This window comes from Bacillus sp. ISL-75 (genome assembly GCF_018613095.1).
Genome location: NZ_JAGGQX010000028.1, coordinates 48,906 through 69,051, shown reverse-complemented (window position 1 = coordinate 69,051; position 20,146 = coordinate 48,906). Strand labels below are relative to the sequence as shown.

Sequence of the window (20,146 nt, the reverse complement as noted above, 5' to 3'; positions counted from 1 at the left end):
GGTATTGATATATTTCTTTAAGTCAGAAGTAAAGTGGCTGCAAAATGCGAAGGGGTCTTTTTATATATTGTTAAGTGGATTTCTATATTACTACTTAATTCAAAAGGGGATTAAAGCGGCTATAGAAAATCAACAGCAATATCGGCTGATTGTTGAAAATGCATCCGAATTAATCACTATCCTAGATACGAACGGAAAAATAATGTATGCCTCTCCCTCTTTTCAAAAAATCGTTGGTTATTCTTCCAAAGAATGCGAAGGGAAATTCGTTTTTGAGTTTATTCATAGGGAAGATCGCGTTAAAACACTGAAAACGTTACATACTAGAGTGCTAAATAAAATTAGTGATCAAGTTGAAATTAAGTTGATCCATAAAGATGGTCATATAGTAGTAGTCGAGACGAAAGGTATCCCTAATACTGAAAAAAATGGGGAAGTGGAACAAATAGTGCTGCTGGCCCATGATATAACAGAACGAAAAAAGAACGAAGAAAAAATAAAACATCTGGCATATCATGATACATTAACGGGATTGCTAAACAGAAATTATTTTCGCGATTGTTTTAAAGAATCTATTGCTCGTGCTGAAAAGGCTAAGCAAATGTTAGCTGTCTTATTTATTGATTTAGACCGATTTAAAGTGGTCAATGATACGTTTGGGCATAGTGTAGGTGATATTTTATTAAAACAAACAGCAGAAAAACTTATGCGTTCTGTAAGTAAAAATGATTTAATCTGCCGTCAGGGCGGAGATGAATTTATTCTCTTATTAAATAACACCACTAAAGAGGAAACAGAACGAACAGCAAATAAGATTCATGAAACATTGTCTTCTCCTTTTGTTTTATCAGGTAACGAAGTGTATATTACTCCAAGTATTGGAATTAGCTTTTATCCTCAGGATGGACTTGAGGTGGAAAGTCTCATTAAAAATGCAGATATGGCGATGTATGATGCTAAAAGTAAGGGTAAAAACAATTATCAGTTTTATAGCCTTAATAAAGCGGAAACCAACATTAGAAAGGTGCAAATAGAAAATAAGTTAAGAAAAGCGTTACAGGAGCAGGCGTTACGGTTGTATTACCAGCCTGAAATTGATATCCATATCCATAAAGTTACGGGCTTTGAAGCTTTGATTCGATGGAATGATTTGGAGGAAGGCTTCATTTCGCCTAGTGAATTTATTCCGATAGCTGAAGAAACAGGTTTAATTGTTCCTATTGGGAATTGGGTCCTCTGGGAAGCTTGCAGGCAGAATAAACTTTGGCAAGAGACGGGATATCCATCTGTTGTTATATGTGTAAATATCTCTGTCCGGCAGTTTTTAGATATAGATTTTTTAGATACGGTAAAAACAATTTTAAAAGAGACCCATCTTGATTCAAAATATTTGAACCTTGAAATAACAGAATCGATTGCTATGGTTGATGTCCAAAAAACGATAGAAATATTGAATAAATTAAGATCAATGGGTATTCATTTAACATTAGACGACTTTGGAACGGGTTTTTCTTCGCTAAGTTATTTAAGTAAATTGCCTCTTGATTTTGTTAAAATTGATCAATCATTTGTTAGAGTCTTACCTGAATATGAACAGAATAAAAACATTGTGAAGGCGATCATTCAAGTGGCTCATAGTTTAAACAAATATGTAATTGCAGAAGGCGTTGAAACGAAGGAGCAATTAGATTTCCTTCGGTTACAACAATGTGACCAAGTTCAAGGATATTACTTTAGCCAAGCTTTACCAGCAAACCAAGCGGAGGATTTTTTAATAAATTTTAACAAGGGTATTGGAGTCTGACCCCCAGCCCTTAAGCTTAAAGCCGTGGGGGGAGCCATTAATGGTGGGAAAATATTTTATTATGATACGAGTTTCTAAACAAGAAGCCTTACCAAAATAAAAAGCTTGATTCTTCAAGCCTTTTTTCTATTTAATTCTAAGGATTGAAACAATTCAGAGAACAACCCGAAAGTAGGCTTCCTTGTCGTATAATAGTCATAGGAAGTTGAAAAAATATACATTTAGTTCTCGGGAAATTATAAATATTGAATCGGAACTGTAGATTATAACCAAACTTTCGCACCTAGATGATCATATGACCTAACTTAAAGTAACATCAATTAACACTAGGAGGTGCTATTTTTGTCATTAAGCCATGAGATTGTACATGCTATTCGTCAAAGACAAAAACGAGGATTGCCAGAGGAAATTCGTGAAAAGGTGATTCTTCATATATGCGATACAATTGCCATTTCCTTAGCTTCTTATACAGGAGCACCTATCGCTTTAAAATCTATAGCGGGTCTTTCTATTGGTGTAAAAGGTGGGACGGGTCGAGTAATAGGAAGTGAGAATCAATTACCCCCCGCCTATGCTGCATTTGCTAATACGGCTTTAGCACATGCTTTAGACTATGATGATATCAATGATTTAGCTAGAATCCATCCAACCCCTGTTACATTAGCTGCCGCATTAGCAGCTGCTGACGCTGAGGATTCAAGGAGTACGGATCTTATTACTGCAGTTGCACTAGGAAACGAGTTATTGTGTCGACTGGGATATGCAATCGAACCCAGGGGTACTGGTACGGATTCCAAATGGTTCTTAAGTCAACTGTTTGGTTATTTAGGTGCAGCCATAACTGCTGGACTGGTCCTTGGATTAAATGATAATGAATTAGTTCATGCCTTAGGACTGGCATATATGCAAGTAGCTGGCGGTAAAGAGCCAGGTGTTGGGACTGGTTCCCAAGCTAGATCCATTTATCCAGCATTTTCATCAATGGGAGGTGTTCAAGCAGCATTATTGGCTCGAGAAGGGGTGACAGCACCAGCAAGCTGTCTGGATGGGAAGTCGGGTCTCTTTCTAAATTATTTTGGGAAGAATTTAAATGAAAAACAACGAAGCGTATTATTGGACACTGTAACGTGGGCGTTTTCCGATACATCTATTAAACTTTACCCTAGCTGTCGTTACTCACATCCATTTATTAACTCTGCCCTTGTACTTCGGAACCATTTTAGGCATGATGAAATTGACCAAATTGTAATAGGGGTAAATGAAACGGCGAATATGTTATGTCAACCACTTGAGGATCGTTGTCATCCTAAAACATTAGAGGATGCTAAATTTAGTATTCCCTTTATGGTGGCATTTACATATGTTCATGGGAGTGTTCACTTGAATAATTTGACGGAGAGGGCCCTTATGGATCCTGAAGTGTTAGATTTGTCTAATCGTATAAAAATTGAGCAAACACAGGCTGATACGCCTGGAATTCCTTTAGGTGATATTAAGATAGTAACCGCCAAAGTTACAAAAAGACATATAGAACGAATTCACCCTGAAACATCTTTTGATGAAGTTAAGAAGAAATTTATCGAATGTTGTCAGTATGCAAACGTAGCCGATCCTGAAGTGCTATGGGATACGTTAAGCCATAATCTAGATTTTGATGAAGTGAATAGATTACCAATGATTATTCAATAGTTCTTAAGGGTCAGGTCCCCAATCGAGTAAAGTATTACTCCTTTGGGGGACTGATCCTTTTTGTTGTCGTTGATTGACTCCAAATCTCTATGCAGACAACATTATATCAAGAAAATTTCATTTACCAACCATCACTCAACTAGTTTATAATAAAGGGATGTACAAATGGGATAGTAAAAGTCTATTTCTATGACACTAAGAGATTAAAGTAGGTGAATTATTATCGACATCATTGAAACACGGGTGAGAGGATTTATAGCTGATATTCAACACCCTAACCAAAAAAAGAAAATAAATATTAACGATCTAGAACTTCAGTTGCGCAAGCTTTTGGATGATTATTTTGAAATGGACGGCTATTCGTTGTTTTATCGTGCCATTGAAACATTGCAAGCGGAAGGACAACTGATTCCTATTCCAAATAATCAATATAATGGAAGAAGCCCAGCGCTTGCCTTATATTACTGGGTTAATATAAAAGTTCAGACACTTAAATGGGATCGTCTCGAAATGATGAAATTAGGTGATCAGTTTGATTTTTCCTTTTATGAACGGCATCCCGAATGGCAAACGAAAGACGAATGGAATCGAATCCAACATGTTTATACTTTTCTAAAGTCCAGTCAGGAACGGGAAAACGTGTCATTCGAAGAAAGAAGTCTGGAGCTCTTTGGTCATGAAAAATTCTTACTAGACAATGATAGCTTTCCGGATGGAAAAGGGTTTTTAGCTAGAATTGGAGTATCTGAAGAGCAACTTAAAATGGTGAATTACGGGGAGCCTTTTGTATTTTGGATGAAACAAGGGAAAGAAATAAAAGATATTCAGCGGATTCTGATCGTCGAAAATCTATCATTCTTTCATACTTCCATTAAGTTATTGGAAGCCAATCAACTCGATTATGAACCTGAACTAATCATATATGGTGACGGGACTAAAATCGAACGGAGCTTTTCCTTTTTCTTCAGAATGTTTCCGCCCAAACCCTATCTTTTCTATTACGCAGGAGACCTTGATGCCGCAGGATACGGGATCCTCATTCGGCTTATCGAAAAATACTCGGATTGCTTTATTCAGCCTGCTTTAAAAATATATCGCAAAATGCTTGAATGTCTAGTACAAAAGAACGACCAAAAACAAGGGCAAACACAAAACAGCAAATACCGTGATGCATTCTTTCAATGGTTTACGGAAGAGGAGCAAGTCTTATTAATGCAATTATGGCAAGAAAATAAGCGGATCCCACAAGAAGTCTTAAACATAGAAACATGGAGGCGATGGATGTGAACGAATCATGGGAAGGATTCGGCAAGCGAATGCAACGATTAAATCCATTGTTTGAGCTTGGGAGGGGAATGGAAGTGGGTGAGCTTAAACCTCATATCCAAACCATTCTCATGCAAGTGCTACTGACCATCTTTTATAGAGAATTAAATGATGATGATCATAGACGCAAGTCAGATATCAAGTATATGGTGGAAGATTCCATTAAGCAAATGAAGCTTTTAGCAGACGATAAGCAAATTGAACGGATGACAAGCGGGCTCCTGTATCAGGGGAAAGAAGAGTATAGTAAACCGTTTGAAGCCTTATATTACGATGAAATAAGACAATCCTGGGAGACCCAGGTCTTCCGATATGTCACAATGGATGAATTATATACGAATTTAGAGATGGGCGGATCCATTGTTTATAAACTCACGGATGTTGCTCAGGAAATGATTTTTATGAGCAGGGAAATGGCTGAGGAATTCTCGATAACAATTGAACAACTCTACAGTATGCAGCTGATTAAAAACGGAAATTTTAGAAAAGCTACTCGAAACCTCGATCACCTCATTTCACGAGTAAACCGCTTAATGGCAAAGGAATTCTCCTTTCAAAAGGAAATGATCAACAATCCCAAAATCTTATTGATGGAAGAGGATTGGCAACGGGCTGACAATCGTGTGGAAATTGAAAAGCAATTTGAAGAAGAAAAAAACCACTTCCGTACCATCACTAGTATGATCGATAAAACGAAACGAAGAAATGAAGAAGATGATTATATTCAGAAAGAATTGATTCTTCTCCAAGAAAAAATTGGCCATACAAGGCAATTGCACGATCGTTTTGCTAAGCTGGTTATTCAAAATATTTCCTATGAAATGAAATTAAAAGTGGAAAACCCTTCCTTGTTTTGGGAAAACAGTTTGGTCTCCTTTCGAGAGCATATTTATGAAAATTGGTTCATGAAGAATGGAATTCAAACTTTTACGGAAATCGAAACGGTGCTTTCTCCTTTATTTTCACCGAAGAATGAATTTATTTTGCCGCTCGATTGGATTTGGGGTGAGCAAGAATTCGATGAAAAACAACTAACCGATGCCGTAATTGAAGAAGAGGCAGAAGAAAGCATTACTCGTCTGCGTGTGACGAACTGGGAATCGGTCATTAAGGCATGGAGTTATGTTTTTCAATTTTTACAAACCAACGGAGAGTTTTCGTTAGCTGATTTAGCGACATTGCCATTAGAAGTGCAGGATTTATGGTTTGAAGAATCTGAAACGATTGATTTATGGATGATGTTCGATAAAAAGCCGCTGAAGGTTCAAGTGCTGTATCGAAAGGAAGAAACATTAAGCGATGAGAGGGAAATTCTTATTTATAAACTAATGAAGGAATATCCTCAATTTCAAACTTTTGAGGGCACAAAAATCTTTACCGAGTTTGATCATAAAGCGGAGCCTTTTTTATGGTATCAAACGAAAATGACCCCTTTTAAACTATGTGTACAGGAGGAGAAAGGATGAATGCAGAAACGATCAAAAGAGCATCCGCTGTCTATTTTACTTTATTAAAAGATAAAGTAATCGACGAGAATAGTGAACACTTCCAGACTTATTTCGATCCAGAAGTGAGACAGACAGTTCTTTTATTAGCAGACGAATCTGGTACATATATCATTGAATCGCCAAAACGCATCCAATTAGTTGTCCAGCCTACTGGCTCCGTCTTTGCTACCAATTTTACCCATATGAAAGAAAAGCATCGACAAGTCGAAAATAAGAAACATTTTCATCTTATCAGTGTTGTCATTATGTCATTTTTAGCTGCCATCGATCGCAACCAGGCTGCAAAAATTCGCACGAAGCGGGAAGGGATTAGCTTTTACGCATTAGAACGGCAAGTCAACGACCTAATGATTCAATGGGATAGCATTCTTAAAGCTAAACCGACCTTCGGGGAAAACGAACGAATTGATATGAAGGAAGTTGTAACCACCTGGAAATACATGGAGGTTGACACGGACGATTATGGAGTAAAAAAAGGCAATAGACGAACAAGAATCGGTTTAATTGCCGGAGCTATGCGTTTATTAGAGACGGAGGGGCTGATCGTCATTCTTGATCGGGACGATATAGCTAAGGTGATACCAAAACAAGAGCTTTTTGAGCGAATTGAATACCTGTATCACGATTATGACCGTTATGAAGTTTTTAAGCAATTAATGACAACAGAGGAGGATGAGCATGCCGAAGATCCATCGAATTAGAATTGTTAACCTGAAGTATGATGGCATGCAAAAGCAATATAAAGATACCACTTTTAATTTCCATAATGAAGAGACATCAACCAATGCCCTTATAGCGATGATGAATGGGGGCGGGAAAGGTGTGTTCCTTCAAACGATCTTCCAAATACTCAAACCTGGGACTTCGTGGGGGAAACAAAACAATCGTTATTATCAACAGTTCTTCTTTAATAATAAAGAACAATTTATTCCCTATACCTTTCATGTTCTCATTCAATGGGAATTGGATGGTGCTGACCGTCGGTATCTGATAACTGGAGGAATGTTCTCAGCCGAACAACGGATCTCGATGAGTGAAGAAAGTGGATATGAAAGTAAAACATTGGAACAGGAAGCAAAAATAATCCCTACTATTACCTTTTATACGAGAGAATTTGAACGGAAAGAAGAGGCAGCGCTTGAGCATATTCCACTCTACGATAATGATGAGGTTGCTGAAATCGAAAGTTTAAAGGACTATTTAAAATGGAATGGATATGACGTTTACCGAGATACGAAGAAGCACTATCGCATCCTTGATACATACGGAATTAACCGTAAAGACTGGGATATTATGAAGGAAATTAACAAGGATGAGGGCGGCGTTGGGAAATACTTTGAGGGAGCGGAGGATGATCATTCCCTGTTCCAAAAACGAATTGTTCCCACTGTTAGTCAAGTCTTGCACAGGACGGAACATCAAAAGAATGATCTTGTGGAGATTTTCAAGAGTCAGGCAAGTATCGCTAAGGACCTGCCTGTTCTCTTAAAAAGAGAGCAAGCCCATAAAGAGTTTTTAGAAGACATTGTCCCATTTGAAGAGCATCTAGCTAAAGGTGTAGAACATAAAGAAATTGTTCAAGCAAGTATACAGGCAGGAAGACAACTGCTGGGTGCGCTACAGCATTTGAAGCAAACGGAAGAGGAAATGCTGCTTACTTTAGAAAAAGACATGGAGAAATTAATCATAAGGCAAGCAGAACTACGCTATCAAAAAGACAACCTGGAGTATGCAAAAGCTCACAGAGAAGTTATGGATTGGGAAAAGAAATTAGTGGAAGAAAGGAAGAAGCATACTTCCTTACAAGCCAACGTTCTAGAGAAACAGGAGCGAAAAGAAGCGTTAGTATTTCAGGCTTTATTGAAAGAGTGGAGTGAAAACGAACAAACCATTCGCTCTCTTTCCCAGCAGATAGCCACATTGGAACAAAATAGTGGCTTAGAGCAAGTGAATCAAAGAATGGAAGAAATCAAACAAGAAGCTAAAAAGCAATGGGAGCAGTCCTATTTATCCATACAAGAAGCGATTAAGCAGTATGTGGGATATCAAAAGTTCTTAAAGAAAAAAGGAACGGAGCTGTCGCAACAGGATAAACAAAAGACAAAAAAGATTGCTCAGCTTAGTACTGAAATTGATTTTCTTTACACGCAGATGCATGCCTTTGAGTCCAAGGAAGCGGCACTAATCCAAGCATTTGGCGACCGCTTAAGCTATGACTTAAAGGGATTGATCGAAAGTCTTTTTAAACAAATTGAAGACAAAAAGGCTAGATTAGTAGAGGTGCAAGCAAAAGATAAAGAATCTAGTGAACGGCAAAACCAACTTGCCACTTCACATGGTACCCTCGTCCAATCGATTCAGTTTTCAGAAGAAAAATGTGAAGAATTAAACCTAGCAAATGAAGAGCAAATGCAAAGAGAAGCAAAATTATTAGATAAACTTCATGGTTTATTAGATGATGCGACAGCGCCGTTTACTCACTCGCTCTTATCGAAGTATTCTATACAAATAGAAGGAATACTAAGCAATAACCGACAACAAGCTGAACAAATTAAAAAAGAACTATGGGAAACACAACTCGACCATTCCTTAAACGATGAGCCCTTTTGGGTAGCCAATAAAGATGTAAAAGAATTAAAGGAATGGATCGATGAGAAGACTGGCATTGATGTGTTTTATGGTACCCAATTTCTCCAATCCTTACGTGCAGAGGACCTAGCGAATAACCTTATGAAGTATCCACTCCTTCCATACGGTTTGGTCGTAAGCGGGCAGCAATGGCAAAAAATAAATCAGCAGGTTCTTTCCGGAAGAATGTTCAAAAGTCCTGTTCCGATTTTCTTGCGGGAGGAAATGAACAGCGAATATCATCAAACTTCCTTTGTGATCATTAACGGAACCGAGCAAGACCTATTAACGGATAAAAACCAATTCACCAACTGGAAAATAAAGATTGCTAAACAAATAGAAGAAAAGAAAGATACACTCCTTGAAATTGAAAAAACAGAAACCTCCTTACGTCGTGTTTTAAAGGAAATCGATCGATTTTTATCAAGCGATCTTTCTATTGATATCGAAAAAGCTCTCAATCAGGAACAAAACGCACTTCTTTCTAAGAAAACGGAATTACAGAAAATCAAAACACAAGAACAAAAAGAAAAAGAATTACAGCTTCAGCTCAAAGAACAGCTGGAGAATACAAAAGGTAAGATAGAAAAGCTTACAAAAGATGTGGAAACATTAGAGGATTTTGATCAAGAAAAAACTCTTCATCAAGAAAATAAACGGGTGAAATTAGAGAAAGAGAAACAAAAGGATGCCTTGTCCATTCAGCAACAAGAAATAGGAAAGGAGCTCCAAAATACAGTTGAACTGCAAAACCAGTGGAATCAAACGTATGTAGAATGGAAGCTGACAACCGAACAAACTATAAAGGAGATCAGGTTCTTTATTGAAGATGCGGTTTTTCCTACTGATGAAAAAGCAGACCAATGTGATGAGGTCCCTCATCTTTCACAACATTTATTAGAAGAGATAAACGGAAGTATTGGAGAGCTAAAACAGCTCCAAAAATCAAAAGAAGAACAGGCTAGAGAATTACTCGTTATTCAAGCAAAAAAAGAAACCGAACAAAAGCAGCAAAAGAAATTAGAGAAAAAGCTCAATGGCCATAATCAGGATTGGAATCAAGTTCCAGAACCAGATGAACCTATCAGTATATTAGAAAATATGCTACAAACCGCACAAAAGGAAGCGAAGACAGCGGAAAAAGAAGAACGGGAACAAGGAACGACTGTAACAGTAGCTGAAACGTCCTTAAAGCATGCGACCGAACAGCGTGACAAGTCTGGAAAGAAAGTCGAAAAGCATGAAAAACAGCCGGAAGAATGGGAAAATCTTGACTTAGAAGTAAAGGCTGTAGAAATTAAAGACCAAACGAAACTAACGAAAGAAGATTTAAAGCAGACAGAAAAACGCCAAAAAGAGACAGAAAGTAATATTACCGGATTTGAAGGGGATTTGTTAACTTTATCCGTTATCCTCAAAGAGGAAGCAGCAGCTTTTACTGATCATGATATAGAGAAAATTAAGAGTCAAGGAAAAACATGTATCTTATCCTGGTGTGAAGAACACCAAGCTATTCAGGAAGAAGGCCAAGAGAAGCATGCCAAAATCGATCAATCATTAAGGAATTTAAAGCTCACGATTGAAAGTAAAGATTGGGAGATTCGCTTTAAAAATGAAGTATTAACAACGCTCGATCATATGGATACAAGGCATTATTCACATATTCAAGGCATTGTTAAAAACATGAAGCGTTTTTCACAAAGTGGGTTGGAACAATTAGAACGCGACAAAGAAAGGGCGGAAAAGGCTCAAAACTTCTGGGCAAGCCGTGCCAGCATGAAGGTGATGAGCATTGCGGAGGCCATTCGTTCTATGATTGCGAAAATGAAGCTGAAAAATGAACGAGGATCCTTTCCGCTTGTCCAGCTCAAAGAAGACATCTTACCTAAAAAGGCAGAAGATATCGAACCACTTCTAAAGCAGCATTTTGTAGCTGCTATTAACAAAATCACTAAACAATTTGATATGATTGATGATCATAATCGCGCCTTAGACGAAGAAATAAAACAACTTATAAGTGATGAGCAAATTTTATTTGTATCACTCCGAAATCGATATCCTGAGCTGCTCGTCTATAATATGCGAACGGATAATGCCTTTATGTACGGGAAACCACAAAGAGAGCATTATTCAACCTGGCAGACTATTAATCAAGGTTCTAGGACGAAATCCGATGGCAGCGGCGGACAAAAGCTATCCGCTCGAATGGTGATGATGATGATGTTATTATCGGTTAAAAGTGAAACCGATCAAAGCTGGGTTCCTTTGGTCTGTGATAATCCGTTCGGACAAGCAGCCTCGGCACATGTCCTTGACCCGATCTTCGCCGTGGCCGAAAAACTGAAGTTCCAATTCATCGTCGTCACTCCGCCTGAACTTGTGAAAACAGAAATCAGCCAAAGATTTGATGCCTATTATAAATTAGACTTCATTCGTGAAAAAGGAAAAGAAATTGTTTCGGACACGATTGTTCCAGCCTTTCGGATTTACCAGGGAGAGGTAGTCGTTCAATAAGGTAACACAATCTTTAATTTGAGGATTTAAACTTAAAAAAATCTCACTTTCGATATGGAAGGTGGGATTTTTATTTTGCAATTCCTTCATCGCTTGAAACAGGAGCTGATTTCGTTTCTGCGAAAAAAGGCATGGCTCTAATGTGATTTCATGAATCAGTTCAGGAGCGAGAAAGACCGCGCCTAATAGGATTCCTTCTGCTTCAAACAGATTTTCTTGCTGAATATTCGGCAAGCCAATTAGGTAATGGATATCTTTGGTTAGGTTCGCGTTCGTGTTCAATTCTCTCCCATCCATTCCTCATCCATTTTTGTAATGTTTCTGGAAAATTATTTTCTTCTAAAGGGAATACAGCAATATCAGCAATCGCAGGTGGAAAAGGACTTTTTCGAATGTGGTTTTTCACCTTCGCCATTACCTTTTCATAATCCATTTCAGAACAAAATTGGAACCATTGCTGGACCGTCTCGTCCTTAAAAATGCAGTTGGGATAAACCGATTCAATAAGTATTAAAAGTTTGACTACCTCTTCCTTGGTCAATTAGATTCCTCCTCTAACACAATTTTCCCTTCATGTATCAGCCGTTCCACCCAATCAGACAGGGATTCCTTTTTTGACTTTTTAGGCTGTTTCTCGTTTTTCTCTGCTTCTAGTATTGACTGGATGGCTTTTTCGCAATACAACTCGCTGTAAGTTATAATAAAAGTGGATGGTTAAATTTATGATAATTTGGATGGTAATTAATTATTATGAACATTAGGCTTTTTTAAAAGTTCATAACAAACGATTAATAATATTAATAAAGAAACATAATAGTTAGACTACATTACATAATAAGGACTGAAATATATGGATTGGAAACCAGATCGCCAAGCCAAAAAAGCTGTCTATAAACAACTTGCTGATTATATCGAAAATGGAATTGCAGATGGTACTTTCCCTCCAGATAAACCATTACCTTCTGAAAGAAATTTAGCTAAGGACCTTAACATAAATAGAAGTACAGTAGTTGCAGCATATGATGAATTGGAGTCAAATGGACTGATACAAAGGAATAGAGGAAGCGGGACGACCATAAGTAAAGATATCTGGGGAATTACCAAGAAACGTATACCGAACTGGAACAGGTATATTGAAGCAGGATCGTTTTTACCTAACTTGCCTATAACACAGAGGATAAGGAAGGAAGCAGTAGAACAGAAGTTAATCAATCTAGCTAGCGGCGAACTGTCAGAGGATCTTTTTCCGGTGAAATACTTAAGTGAGATTACTTCTTCTAGATCGTTTATAGGAAGCTTAGGTTATGATCACCCGCAAGGAAACGCAATATTAAGAGAAACGATTGCAAAGCATGTTAAGCAATATAGAAAAATTGAAACAAATCCTTCATCCATTTTAATTACATCTGGGGCACAACAAGCATTGCACTTGGTGGTTCAATGCCTATTAAAACAAGGAGATGCAGTTGCATTGGAAGATCCCTCATATAACTATAATCTTCCGATTTTTAGATCAGCAGGACTGAGACCTTATTTCATACCTGTAAACCAAGATGGAATTAACCCGGATGACTTACTTTCGTTACATAAAAAGCATCGAATCCGAATGATATTTTTGAATCCTGCTTTTCAAAATCCAACAGGAGCTTTACTTCAGGAAAAGCAACGGAAAGCGATCTTAGAAATTTCTTCAGAACATGGTATACCCGTGGTTGAGGATGATCCTTATAGTTTAACCTCGTTTACAGGGGAAAAGATTTCTACTCTAAAATCAATGGATGTTAACGGAAATGTCTTATATATTAGCTCTTTAACAAAGATCGTTGCTTCTGGATTAAGAATTGGTTGGATTATAGGCCCCACACCTGTTATTGAGAGATTATCCGATGCGAAGCAGCAAATTGATTTTGGTCATGCAAGTTTTACTCAGTGGATCGCAAATGATTTTTTAGAATCGGAAAATTTCCATTCTCATATCGAAAATTTAAACAAACAATTGGAAAAGAGAAGAGATCAAATTATTACTAGTCTTATATTTTATTTAAAGGATAAAGTTGATTTCTCCATCCCTCAGGGAGGAATTCATATATGGTGCAGGATAAAAAAAGAGATTAATGAAATGCAATTACTGGAGGAATCAATCAGCAGAGGAGTTATTTATATCCCAGGTTACACGATGGGGTCCAAAAAAGGTTTTGTTCGTTTTACATTTGCTAGGGAAAATGAAGAATTAATACATGAAGGAATTAAAAGGTTTGCGGAGGCACTAGGGTCTATTTAATACTTAAAGTTTGAAAGGATCATGTTCAAAGTATTAACATAACATTCATTTCGGCAAATCCATTTCAGTTATGTTATAATACTATCAAATCAATGATAAGCGCTCGAATTTTAATTTTTTTCTTAATATATTTATAGCAAATATATTTTGAAATTCACTTTTCAATTAATACCCAAGCAGCTAATAGTCCATTCCTCACAAGACCCAACGGTATAAGAGCGGTAATCAAATAATTTTATCAAGGAGTGAATTAAATGGTTATTCGAAGTAAAGCCGATGTTGAACTCTTTTGTGAGAGGTTTGGTGATTTGGCCAGCTGGGATGGTTCGAAGCACTACATTGCCCTACAAGATGATCAAAACAACGGAACAGTTACATTTATGCGATATCCTGATGGCAAGCTTACTGCTCATAGGAAGTATCAAGCTTTTTGGGATATAAATGAGCTTCCGGTTGATAATAAAGACATATGGCGGTATAGAAAAGTGCTAAACAGTTACTTGAAAAATTTCAAAAGTTATTAAAGGCGACTCCAATTTCGGGGTCGCTTTCTTCGTTTTCTAGTATCAATATGTGATAAGCTCTCCTCCATTACACAATTACCCAAATTTAGTTATTCAGTATAATTCTTACCCTTTCCATAGATAATATAACTGATTAATTAAAGGAGATGATGAGGATGAAAACTAAGGATGATTTTCTAACTGGAGCAAAAGTAACAAAAGATAATCAAATTTATGGAACATCTAATAGTAAAAGTAAAAATGGTACCGGTGACTCACCAAATGATAATACTGAAAAGAATAAAAAGGGACTTGATCGTTAAATAAACAGCCAAGATTTCTTGGCTGCTTTTTTTCGTCATTAAAACGGATGGTAATTTCAATTTATTCCAAACACAAGTACCAGGAGATGGAGGCTATGTCTGCTTTTTGTCCGGAAATATGGCCGGAGGAACCGACCCCTGATAACCTTGAAGATTGCCATGAATGCGGTCTTTATAAGCACGGATCACGTATGGTCTGGGGAGAAGGAAATCCAGAAGCGCCTATAATGGTTATACTAGATAACCCAGGAGCCAGAGAGGATCGAGAAGGGAATCTAATTGTTTGCGGAACACGACAAACATTACAACAAGCTGCCAGAGAAGTTGGCTTGAAGACGGACGACCTTTACGTGATTTTATCCTAAAAAGAAGACCGGTGCGTGCTTATGAAAAAGATCATGTGCGCCAAACCTGCATGGTTCATTTAGAACAACAGATCCTACAGAAAAAGCCCCATCTTATTCTATGCTTAGGAAATGTAGCCGTCCAATCCTTTTTTCAAAATTCTGAAGTTGATGTTAAGACATTGCGAGGTGCTTGGCACAATGTTCATGGATATCAGACAGCGGTGGCTTACCATCCGTTGGCTGTAAGGCGGCGTCCTAACTTATGGTCTTTGTTTTTAAGTGATTGGGCGTTTGTTGCAGAGCGCTACCAAAATTTGAATTTTTAGTAGATTCACTGAAAAAATGATGTACACTCTAAATAAAGAATTAACCAAAATTGAAAAGTCATAAATAAAAAAAGGGAGTTCGGGAGAAAAAAGTTTCCGTACTCTTTTTTTCTGTGAAATACGTTTATTACCTATGTTGTTTCCCAAGGAACTCCTATCAAATTTGGCATCATTCTTCTATTTAATCGAGGCTCTACACACAATAATGGATGAATAAAGAAGATTGCTTTTTGCCGATTTGCTTCTTAAAAAAAGGGATGAAAAATTAGTGAACTAGGAAGAGGTTCTGCTATTATGAAAGCAGCATCTAGTTCCTTGAAAAAACTATCGTTTGAACAATGCGGTAAAAATCAAATATTATTTTTGCAGACTCAGATCTTGATGAAGGAGTTGAAACGACGATTAAATCAAGTTTTATTAACCAAGGTGCAGGGGATTCATTTACGGCAAGATTCGCACACATTGGGCAGGTAAGCGTCCATTTTTAAAACGGAGAAAAGGAGATACCAAAATGAGTCAATACCAGGATATTGCTAATTACCTTGTTTCAGCGGAGGAAGATCGGCGTGAAGTTCCAAAGGTAACAGTGAACATGAAGCCAGATTTATCGGTAGAGGAAGCGTATTTTGTTCAACAAGAAATCGTAAACCGCAAATTAAATGAAGGAAGAAGAATTGTTGGTCCTAAGATGGGCTTAACAAGCTTTGCCAAAATGAAGCAAATGGGTATTGAAGAGCCTATTTATGGATATGTGTTTGATTATATGTTGATAGAAAATGGCGGTAAAGTCCGTTTAAGTGATTTGATCCATCCGAAAGTGGAAGCAGAGATTGCATTTGTGATAGGAGAAGATATTGAAGGCCCAGGCATAACAGGAGCGCAGGTTCTCGCAAAAACGGAATACGTTCTTCCAGCGTTGGAAATTATCGACAGCCGTTATGAAAACTTCCAGTTTACTTTACCGGATGTGATTGCTGATAATGCCTCAACGTCACGTGTTGTGTTGGGCACCACCTTAAAAAAACCGGAACAATTTGAACTGGACCTTGTCGGAGCTACGCTTACTATTAATGGTGAAATCAAGGAATTGGGCGCAGGGGCTGCTGTCCTTGGCCACCCAGCCCACTCTGTGGCGATGCTTGCCAATATGCTGGCAAGAAAGGGTGAAAAGGTTCGTAAGGGTGACGTGATTATAACTGGCGGCATTACTGCTGCCGTTAAGTTGAACTTTGGCGATGTTGTCAGCGGGAAATTTGATGGTTTTGGCGAAGTGTCTTTTACCGTGACAGATTAATAATTGTAGAGAGCAGGGATGTCCATGCCTATTATTCATGTGCAAATGATGGAAGGTAGACCGAAAGAAAAAGTGGCTGAATTAATTCGCAATGTCACGGCCACCGTATCCGAAACATTGGATTCACCGAAGGAGAATATAAGAGTCCTCGTAACCGAGATTCCTAAAACACATTGGGGGAAAGCTGGGGAGCCGGTTGAAAAATAGAAAATGACTGAGCATGGTGGTAACACCGTCATGCTTAAATTTAATACTATTCTGAAAGCGGTTCCTGGGGGAGGGGAAATGGCTTGTATTCGAAAATAAGAAAGATAATTAGAGTACAAAAAACCGATTTCCATTAGGAAATCGGTTTTTTACGTTATCAGTAAGTAACCTTTAGTTTGAAATTAAATTAAGGCAACACTAGTGTTATCTTTTATATATTGATATATATTGATGGCTAAATGAATATTAAATAATGGTTGACTTTCATTCAAGTCCGTTAATAGAATTTCCTCAATTCGTTTTAAACGATAGCTTAAGGTATTTGTGTGAATATGTAAAGAATCAGCCGTTTTCTTTATGTTTTGATTTTGGTCTAAATAAACAATCAGAGTGCTTAACAGTTCGCCTTTTCTAGATTGTTCATATTCAATGAGGGGACCTAATACTTCATGGATAAAATCAATCAATTCTTCCTTTGAATTTTGTAAAATAAACCTCTGAACGCCAAGGTCTGTATAACTAAGAACTCTATGATCAAAACGATAGTTTTTGAGAAACTTTATGCACTTTGTCGCTTCTACAAATGACTCGTGGACAAAAATAAGCCCTTGCTTAATTCTTCCAATCCCAATTGATACGTCTATCTCTCTATATTTATTTTTAATCTCATGCTGTAAAATTTTTGCATGTTCTTTTAATTCAGCAATAATATTGGACGAAGAAACTCTTGAATGCAAGGATAGAAGGGCAACGATTTGATTTTCATCCCTTACTGCCATTACTTGCGAGTTCCTCCCAAGTAATGTATTGGCCATATGGAGTAAATTCCTTATGAAGTGGTCGCCGATTACCTTTTGCTCGTTTAACTTATCCTCAAAATTAATAAGTATGGCAACATAGTTTCGGTTAGGGTCAAAATTTAAATTTTTTGCTTTCTGAATAAGTGCTTCATCGATCTGTCCTGAAAAAAGCTTGGTCACGAATTCCCCTCTTAAACGCTGCTGTGTTTCAAAAACGGCTTGCTCTTTTCCCAGTTCAAGTGAAATGACTGTACAAGCATGTTCAAGAGCAGCGATATCCACCTCATTCATTTTTTGTTTTGAAAGGATGATTAGCCCGCCTAGAGACTTTAATTTGGACCCAAGTGGCAATACAACTAATTGATACATTTCATCATTTAATGTTATTTCGGAAACGGTATGTGAGTTTTCAAGTGTTAAGATAATTTGTTTTGCATACGCTTTCATATACTCGGTCATTTCAATTGAAAAGGAAGAATAGCAGGCAGAAGCCCTAAGTTCACCTATTTCATCAAAGAGAAACATATGTTGTCCTATTGTTTTATGTATAAAATTCATTATCGACTGAATTCCTTCTCCATTTACAACGAGATTCGCCAGGTTCCTATGTATTTCGATTGAATGGGAAAGCTTCTGAACCATTTTTTCCTTCTCATAATAAAGACTGGATTTTTCCAAGGCAACTGCTGCTTGGTGGCCAATCGCTTCTAATAGATTAATATCCTCTTGCTTAAACTGCAAAGATTGTTCAAAAGAGTCCAATGTAATCACGCCAATACATTTTCCGTTTTGTAAAATAGGTGAAGAAATGACAGATGTAAAATGAAAATTACTCGGAATAGACTGATCCAATAAATCTCTGTTATATGGCGTTAATGTTGACAGCGCCTGTTTAATTTCTGCCTCATCCCAAAAAATGAGACATTTTTTGGCAGCAAAAGACATCCCAGTCATGGATTCACCGCTAACTAGTTTAATTTGCCTAAATATATGTGGATAAAATAATCCTTGAGCTGATTTTGCGATGAGTCGATTCTGGCTTTTGTCAAAAATCCATATAGAGCCTCCTCCTGCCGCTTCAACGACAGATATCGTTTCATTCATGATTGAATCAAAGATCGTATCAATATCTAATTTGGAATTGATAACGTTGGACACATGGATTAAGGACTTTAGTTGCCGATGAGTTAAGGTATCTTGCATCTGTCATCATCCTTTCTCTAAGGTTTTTTACATTTCATCCATTTTCGTGTTTTTGTGTAAAAGACACAAATTTTTCATAATAATATTCATGAAAATGTACATAGCATAATATTCATAATGATTATATTCTTATTATAAGAAAGTTTTGAAAATAATGAAAGGAGTTCAGCGTAAAGATATGTAGTGTTGGCTTAATTTTTTTCGCTTAAAACAATCAGAATATTTAGAAAGGGGTTGTAGATAAATGAATTTTGATTTAACGAAAGAACAAGAGATGATACGCAAGTTAATTCGAGATTTTGCTGATGCAGAAGTTGCACCTGGTGCAGATGAACGTGATCGAACGGGGGAATTCCCTAAGGAAATTTTTGCAAAATTAGCAGAGTTAGGGATCATGGGTCTGCCTTTTCCTGAACAATACGGTGGAGGTGAGGCTGACACGATCAGCTTTGCAATTGTCGTTGAAGAACTTAGTCGTGTTTGTGCATCAACAGGAATTACATATTCAGCACATATTTCATTAGGAGGAGCTCCTCTTAATTTATTTGGTACACATGAGCAAAAAGAGAAATACTTAACACCAATTTGTACTGGAGAGTCTTTTGGAGCATTTGGATTGACTGAGCCGAATGCAGGCTCCGATGCAGGGGGAACCCAAACAACAGCAGTTCTTGATGGAAATGAGTGGGTCATTAACGGCTCAAAATGTTTTATAACAAATGCAAGCTATGCTAATCACCTTGCTGTGACAGCGGTAACAGACCGCTCAAAAGGAATCAACGGAATCAGCGCATTTATTGTTCCTACAAATGCTCCAGGATTCACTGTAATCGACAACTACGAAAAAATGGGTCTGCATGCCTCAAATACCACAGAACTTATCTTAGAGAATGTAAGGGTTCCAAAAGAAAATCTGCTGGGAACAGATGGAAACGGTTACAAGCAATTTTTAGCTACGCTTGATGGCGGAAGAATTGGAATCGGTGCCATGGCTGTAGGTATTGCTCAAGGAGCCTATGAAAAAGCTCTTCAATATGCAAAAGAAAGAAAACAGTTTGGAAAGAGTTTAGCCAACTTCCAGGCAATCCAATTTAAATTAGCTGACATGGCAATGAATATTGAATTAGCCCGGAATATGGTTTTTAAAGCAGCTTGGTTAAAGGATCAAGGAAGAGCCTTTAAAAAGGAAGCGGCATTTGCGAAATTATTTGCTTCGGAAATATGCATGCGAGCATGTGATCAAGCTGTTCAAATTCATGGCGGATATGGATATATGAAGGAATATCAAGTGGAGCGATTCTTCCGTGATGCGAAACTCTTGGAAATTGGTGAAGGAACATCTGAAGTTCAACGAATGGTTATTGCAAAACAAATTGGATGTTAATGAATTTTT

17 protein-coding genes and 2 pseudogenes are annotated in these 20,146 nt (G+C 37.5%); 15 read left to right on the top strand and 4 right to left on the bottom strand.

What is annotated here, in order from left to right:
* Window positions 1–67 precede the first annotated feature (67 nt).
* The 6 genes from J7E63_RS13620 to J7E63_RS13595 all read left to right on the top strand — a co-directional run bounded on the left by J7E63_RS13620 (window position 68) and on the right by J7E63_RS13595 (window position 11,469).
* A complete protein-coding gene (locus tag J7E63_RS13620; protein WP_215013069.1) occupies window positions 68–1,804 on the top strand; it encodes a sensor domain-containing protein in 1,737 nt (578 codons plus the stop codon).
* Between the two features lie 342 nt (window positions 1,805–2,146).
* Window positions 2,147–3,493: an MmgE/PrpD family protein gene (locus J7E63_RS13615; protein ID WP_215013061.1), complete on the top strand. Its 1,347-nt coding sequence runs from the start codon at window positions 2,147–2,149 to the stop codon at window positions 3,491–3,493.
* 243 nt (window positions 3,494–3,736) lie between these two features.
* A complete protein-coding gene (locus J7E63_RS30340; protein ID WP_308161956.1) occupies window positions 3,737–4,780 on the top strand; it encodes a Wadjet anti-phage system protein JetD domain-containing protein in 1,044 nt (347 codons plus the stop codon).
* Complete coding sequence (locus J7E63_RS13605) at window positions 4,771–6,285, top strand: hypothetical protein (RefSeq protein WP_251033523.1); 1,515 nt, start codon at window positions 4,771–4,773, stop codon at window positions 6,283–6,285. Before J7E63_RS30340 ends, J7E63_RS13605 begins: the two co-directional genes overlap by 10 nt.
* On the top strand, window positions 6,282–7,028 hold the full coding sequence (locus J7E63_RS13600; RefSeq protein WP_215013057.1) for a DUF6063 family protein: 747 nt from the start codon (window positions 6,282–6,284) through the stop codon (window positions 7,026–7,028). The genes J7E63_RS13605 and J7E63_RS13600 overlap by 4 nt, the downstream gene beginning before the upstream one ends.
* The gene (locus tag J7E63_RS13595) at window positions 7,006–11,469 is read left to right on the top strand and encodes a coiled-coil domain-containing protein (protein ID WP_215013055.1); all 4,464 of its coding nucleotides are present in this window, start codon (window positions 7,006–7,008) and stop codon (window positions 11,467–11,469) included. The genes J7E63_RS13600 and J7E63_RS13595 overlap by 23 nt, the downstream gene beginning before the upstream one ends.
* Here the strand turns inward: J7E63_RS13595 and J7E63_RS13590 are convergent.
* Window positions 11,377–11,766: a DnaB-like helicase N-terminal domain-containing protein gene (locus J7E63_RS13590; RefSeq protein ID WP_215013053.1), complete on the bottom strand. Its 390-nt coding sequence runs from the start codon at window positions 11,764–11,766 to the stop codon at window positions 11,377–11,379. The two genes, J7E63_RS13595 and J7E63_RS13590, sit on opposite strands and share 93 nt — an antisense overlap.
* On the bottom strand, window positions 11,672–12,010 hold the full coding sequence (locus J7E63_RS13585) for a replicative helicase loader/inhibitor (RefSeq protein ID WP_215013051.1): 339 nt from the start codon (window positions 12,008–12,010) through the stop codon (window positions 11,672–11,674). Before J7E63_RS13585 ends, J7E63_RS13590 begins: the two co-directional genes overlap by 95 nt.
* A 309-nt stretch (window positions 12,011–12,319) precedes the next feature.
* Here J7E63_RS13585 and pdxR point away from each other — a divergent pair, with 309 nt between their 5' ends.
* The 5 genes from pdxR to J7E63_RS30510 all read left to right on the top strand — a co-directional run bounded on the left by pdxR (window position 12,320) and on the right by J7E63_RS30510 (window position 15,249).
* The gene (pdxR, locus tag J7E63_RS13580; RefSeq protein ID WP_215013049.1) at window positions 12,320–13,750 is read left to right on the top strand and encodes a MocR-like pyridoxine biosynthesis transcription factor PdxR; all 1,431 of its coding nucleotides are present in this window, start codon (window positions 12,320–12,322) and stop codon (window positions 13,748–13,750) included.
* Window positions 13,751–14,004: 254 nt separating this feature from the next.
* A complete protein-coding gene (locus J7E63_RS13575; protein WP_215013047.1) occupies window positions 14,005–14,274 on the top strand; it encodes a hypothetical protein in 270 nt (89 codons plus the stop codon).
* Window positions 14,275–14,429: 155 nt separating this feature from the next.
* Window positions 14,430–14,576 carry a hypothetical protein gene (locus J7E63_RS13570; RefSeq protein WP_215013045.1) on the top strand — a complete coding sequence of 49 codons (147 nt, stop codon included), beginning with the start codon at window positions 14,430–14,432 and terminating at the stop codon, window positions 14,574–14,576.
* A 95-nt stretch (window positions 14,577–14,671) separates the two neighbouring features.
* Window positions 14,672–14,941 carry a uracil-DNA glycosylase family protein gene (locus tag J7E63_RS29610; protein WP_251033522.1) on the top strand — a complete coding sequence of 90 codons (270 nt, stop codon included), beginning with the start codon at window positions 14,672–14,674 and terminating at the stop codon, window positions 14,939–14,941.
* A gap of 50 nt (window positions 14,942–14,991) precedes the next feature.
* Window positions 14,992–15,249, top strand: a complete 258-nt coding sequence (locus J7E63_RS30510; RefSeq protein ID WP_374193731.1) for a uracil-DNA glycosylase family protein — start codon at window positions 14,992–14,994, stop codon at window positions 15,247–15,249.
* Between the two features lie 134 nt (window positions 15,250–15,383).
* Here J7E63_RS30510 and J7E63_RS29605 read toward each other — a convergent pair.
* A pseudogene (locus J7E63_RS29605) lies at window positions 15,384–15,494 on the bottom strand (amidohydrolase family protein); the annotation flags it as partial.
* Between the two features lie 25 nt (window positions 15,495–15,519).
* Between J7E63_RS29605 and J7E63_RS29600 the strand changes: the two are divergent.
* From J7E63_RS29600 to J7E63_RS13555, 3 genes and pseudogenes are all read left to right on the top strand, one after another.
* A pseudogene (locus J7E63_RS29600) lies at window positions 15,520–15,677 on the top strand (aldehyde dehydrogenase family protein); the annotation flags it as partial.
* Window positions 15,678–15,760: 83 nt separating this feature from the next.
* The gene (locus J7E63_RS13560) at window positions 15,761–16,543 is read left to right on the top strand and encodes a 2-keto-4-pentenoate hydratase (protein WP_215013043.1); all 783 of its coding nucleotides are present in this window, start codon (window positions 15,761–15,763) and stop codon (window positions 16,541–16,543) included.
* 24 nt (window positions 16,544–16,567) lie between these two features.
* A complete protein-coding gene (locus J7E63_RS13555) occupies window positions 16,568–16,750 on the top strand; it encodes a 4-oxalocrotonate tautomerase (protein WP_214716441.1) in 183 nt (60 codons plus the stop codon).
* A gap of 182 nt (window positions 16,751–16,932) precedes the next feature.
* Here J7E63_RS13555 and J7E63_RS13550 read toward each other — a convergent pair whose 3' ends face one another.
* The gene (locus J7E63_RS13550; protein WP_215013037.1) at window positions 16,933–18,753 is read right to left on the bottom strand and encodes a helix-turn-helix domain-containing protein; all 1,821 of its coding nucleotides are present in this window, start codon (window positions 18,751–18,753) and stop codon (window positions 16,933–16,935) included.
* A 244-nt stretch (window positions 18,754–18,997) separates the two neighbouring features.
* Between J7E63_RS13550 and J7E63_RS13545 the strand changes: the two genes are divergently transcribed.
* Window positions 18,998–20,137 carry an acyl-CoA dehydrogenase gene (locus tag J7E63_RS13545; RefSeq protein ID WP_215013035.1) on the top strand — a complete coding sequence of 380 codons (1,140 nt, stop codon included), beginning with the start codon at window positions 18,998–19,000 and terminating at the stop codon, window positions 20,135–20,137.
* Window positions 20,138–20,146: the final 9 nt, after the last annotated feature.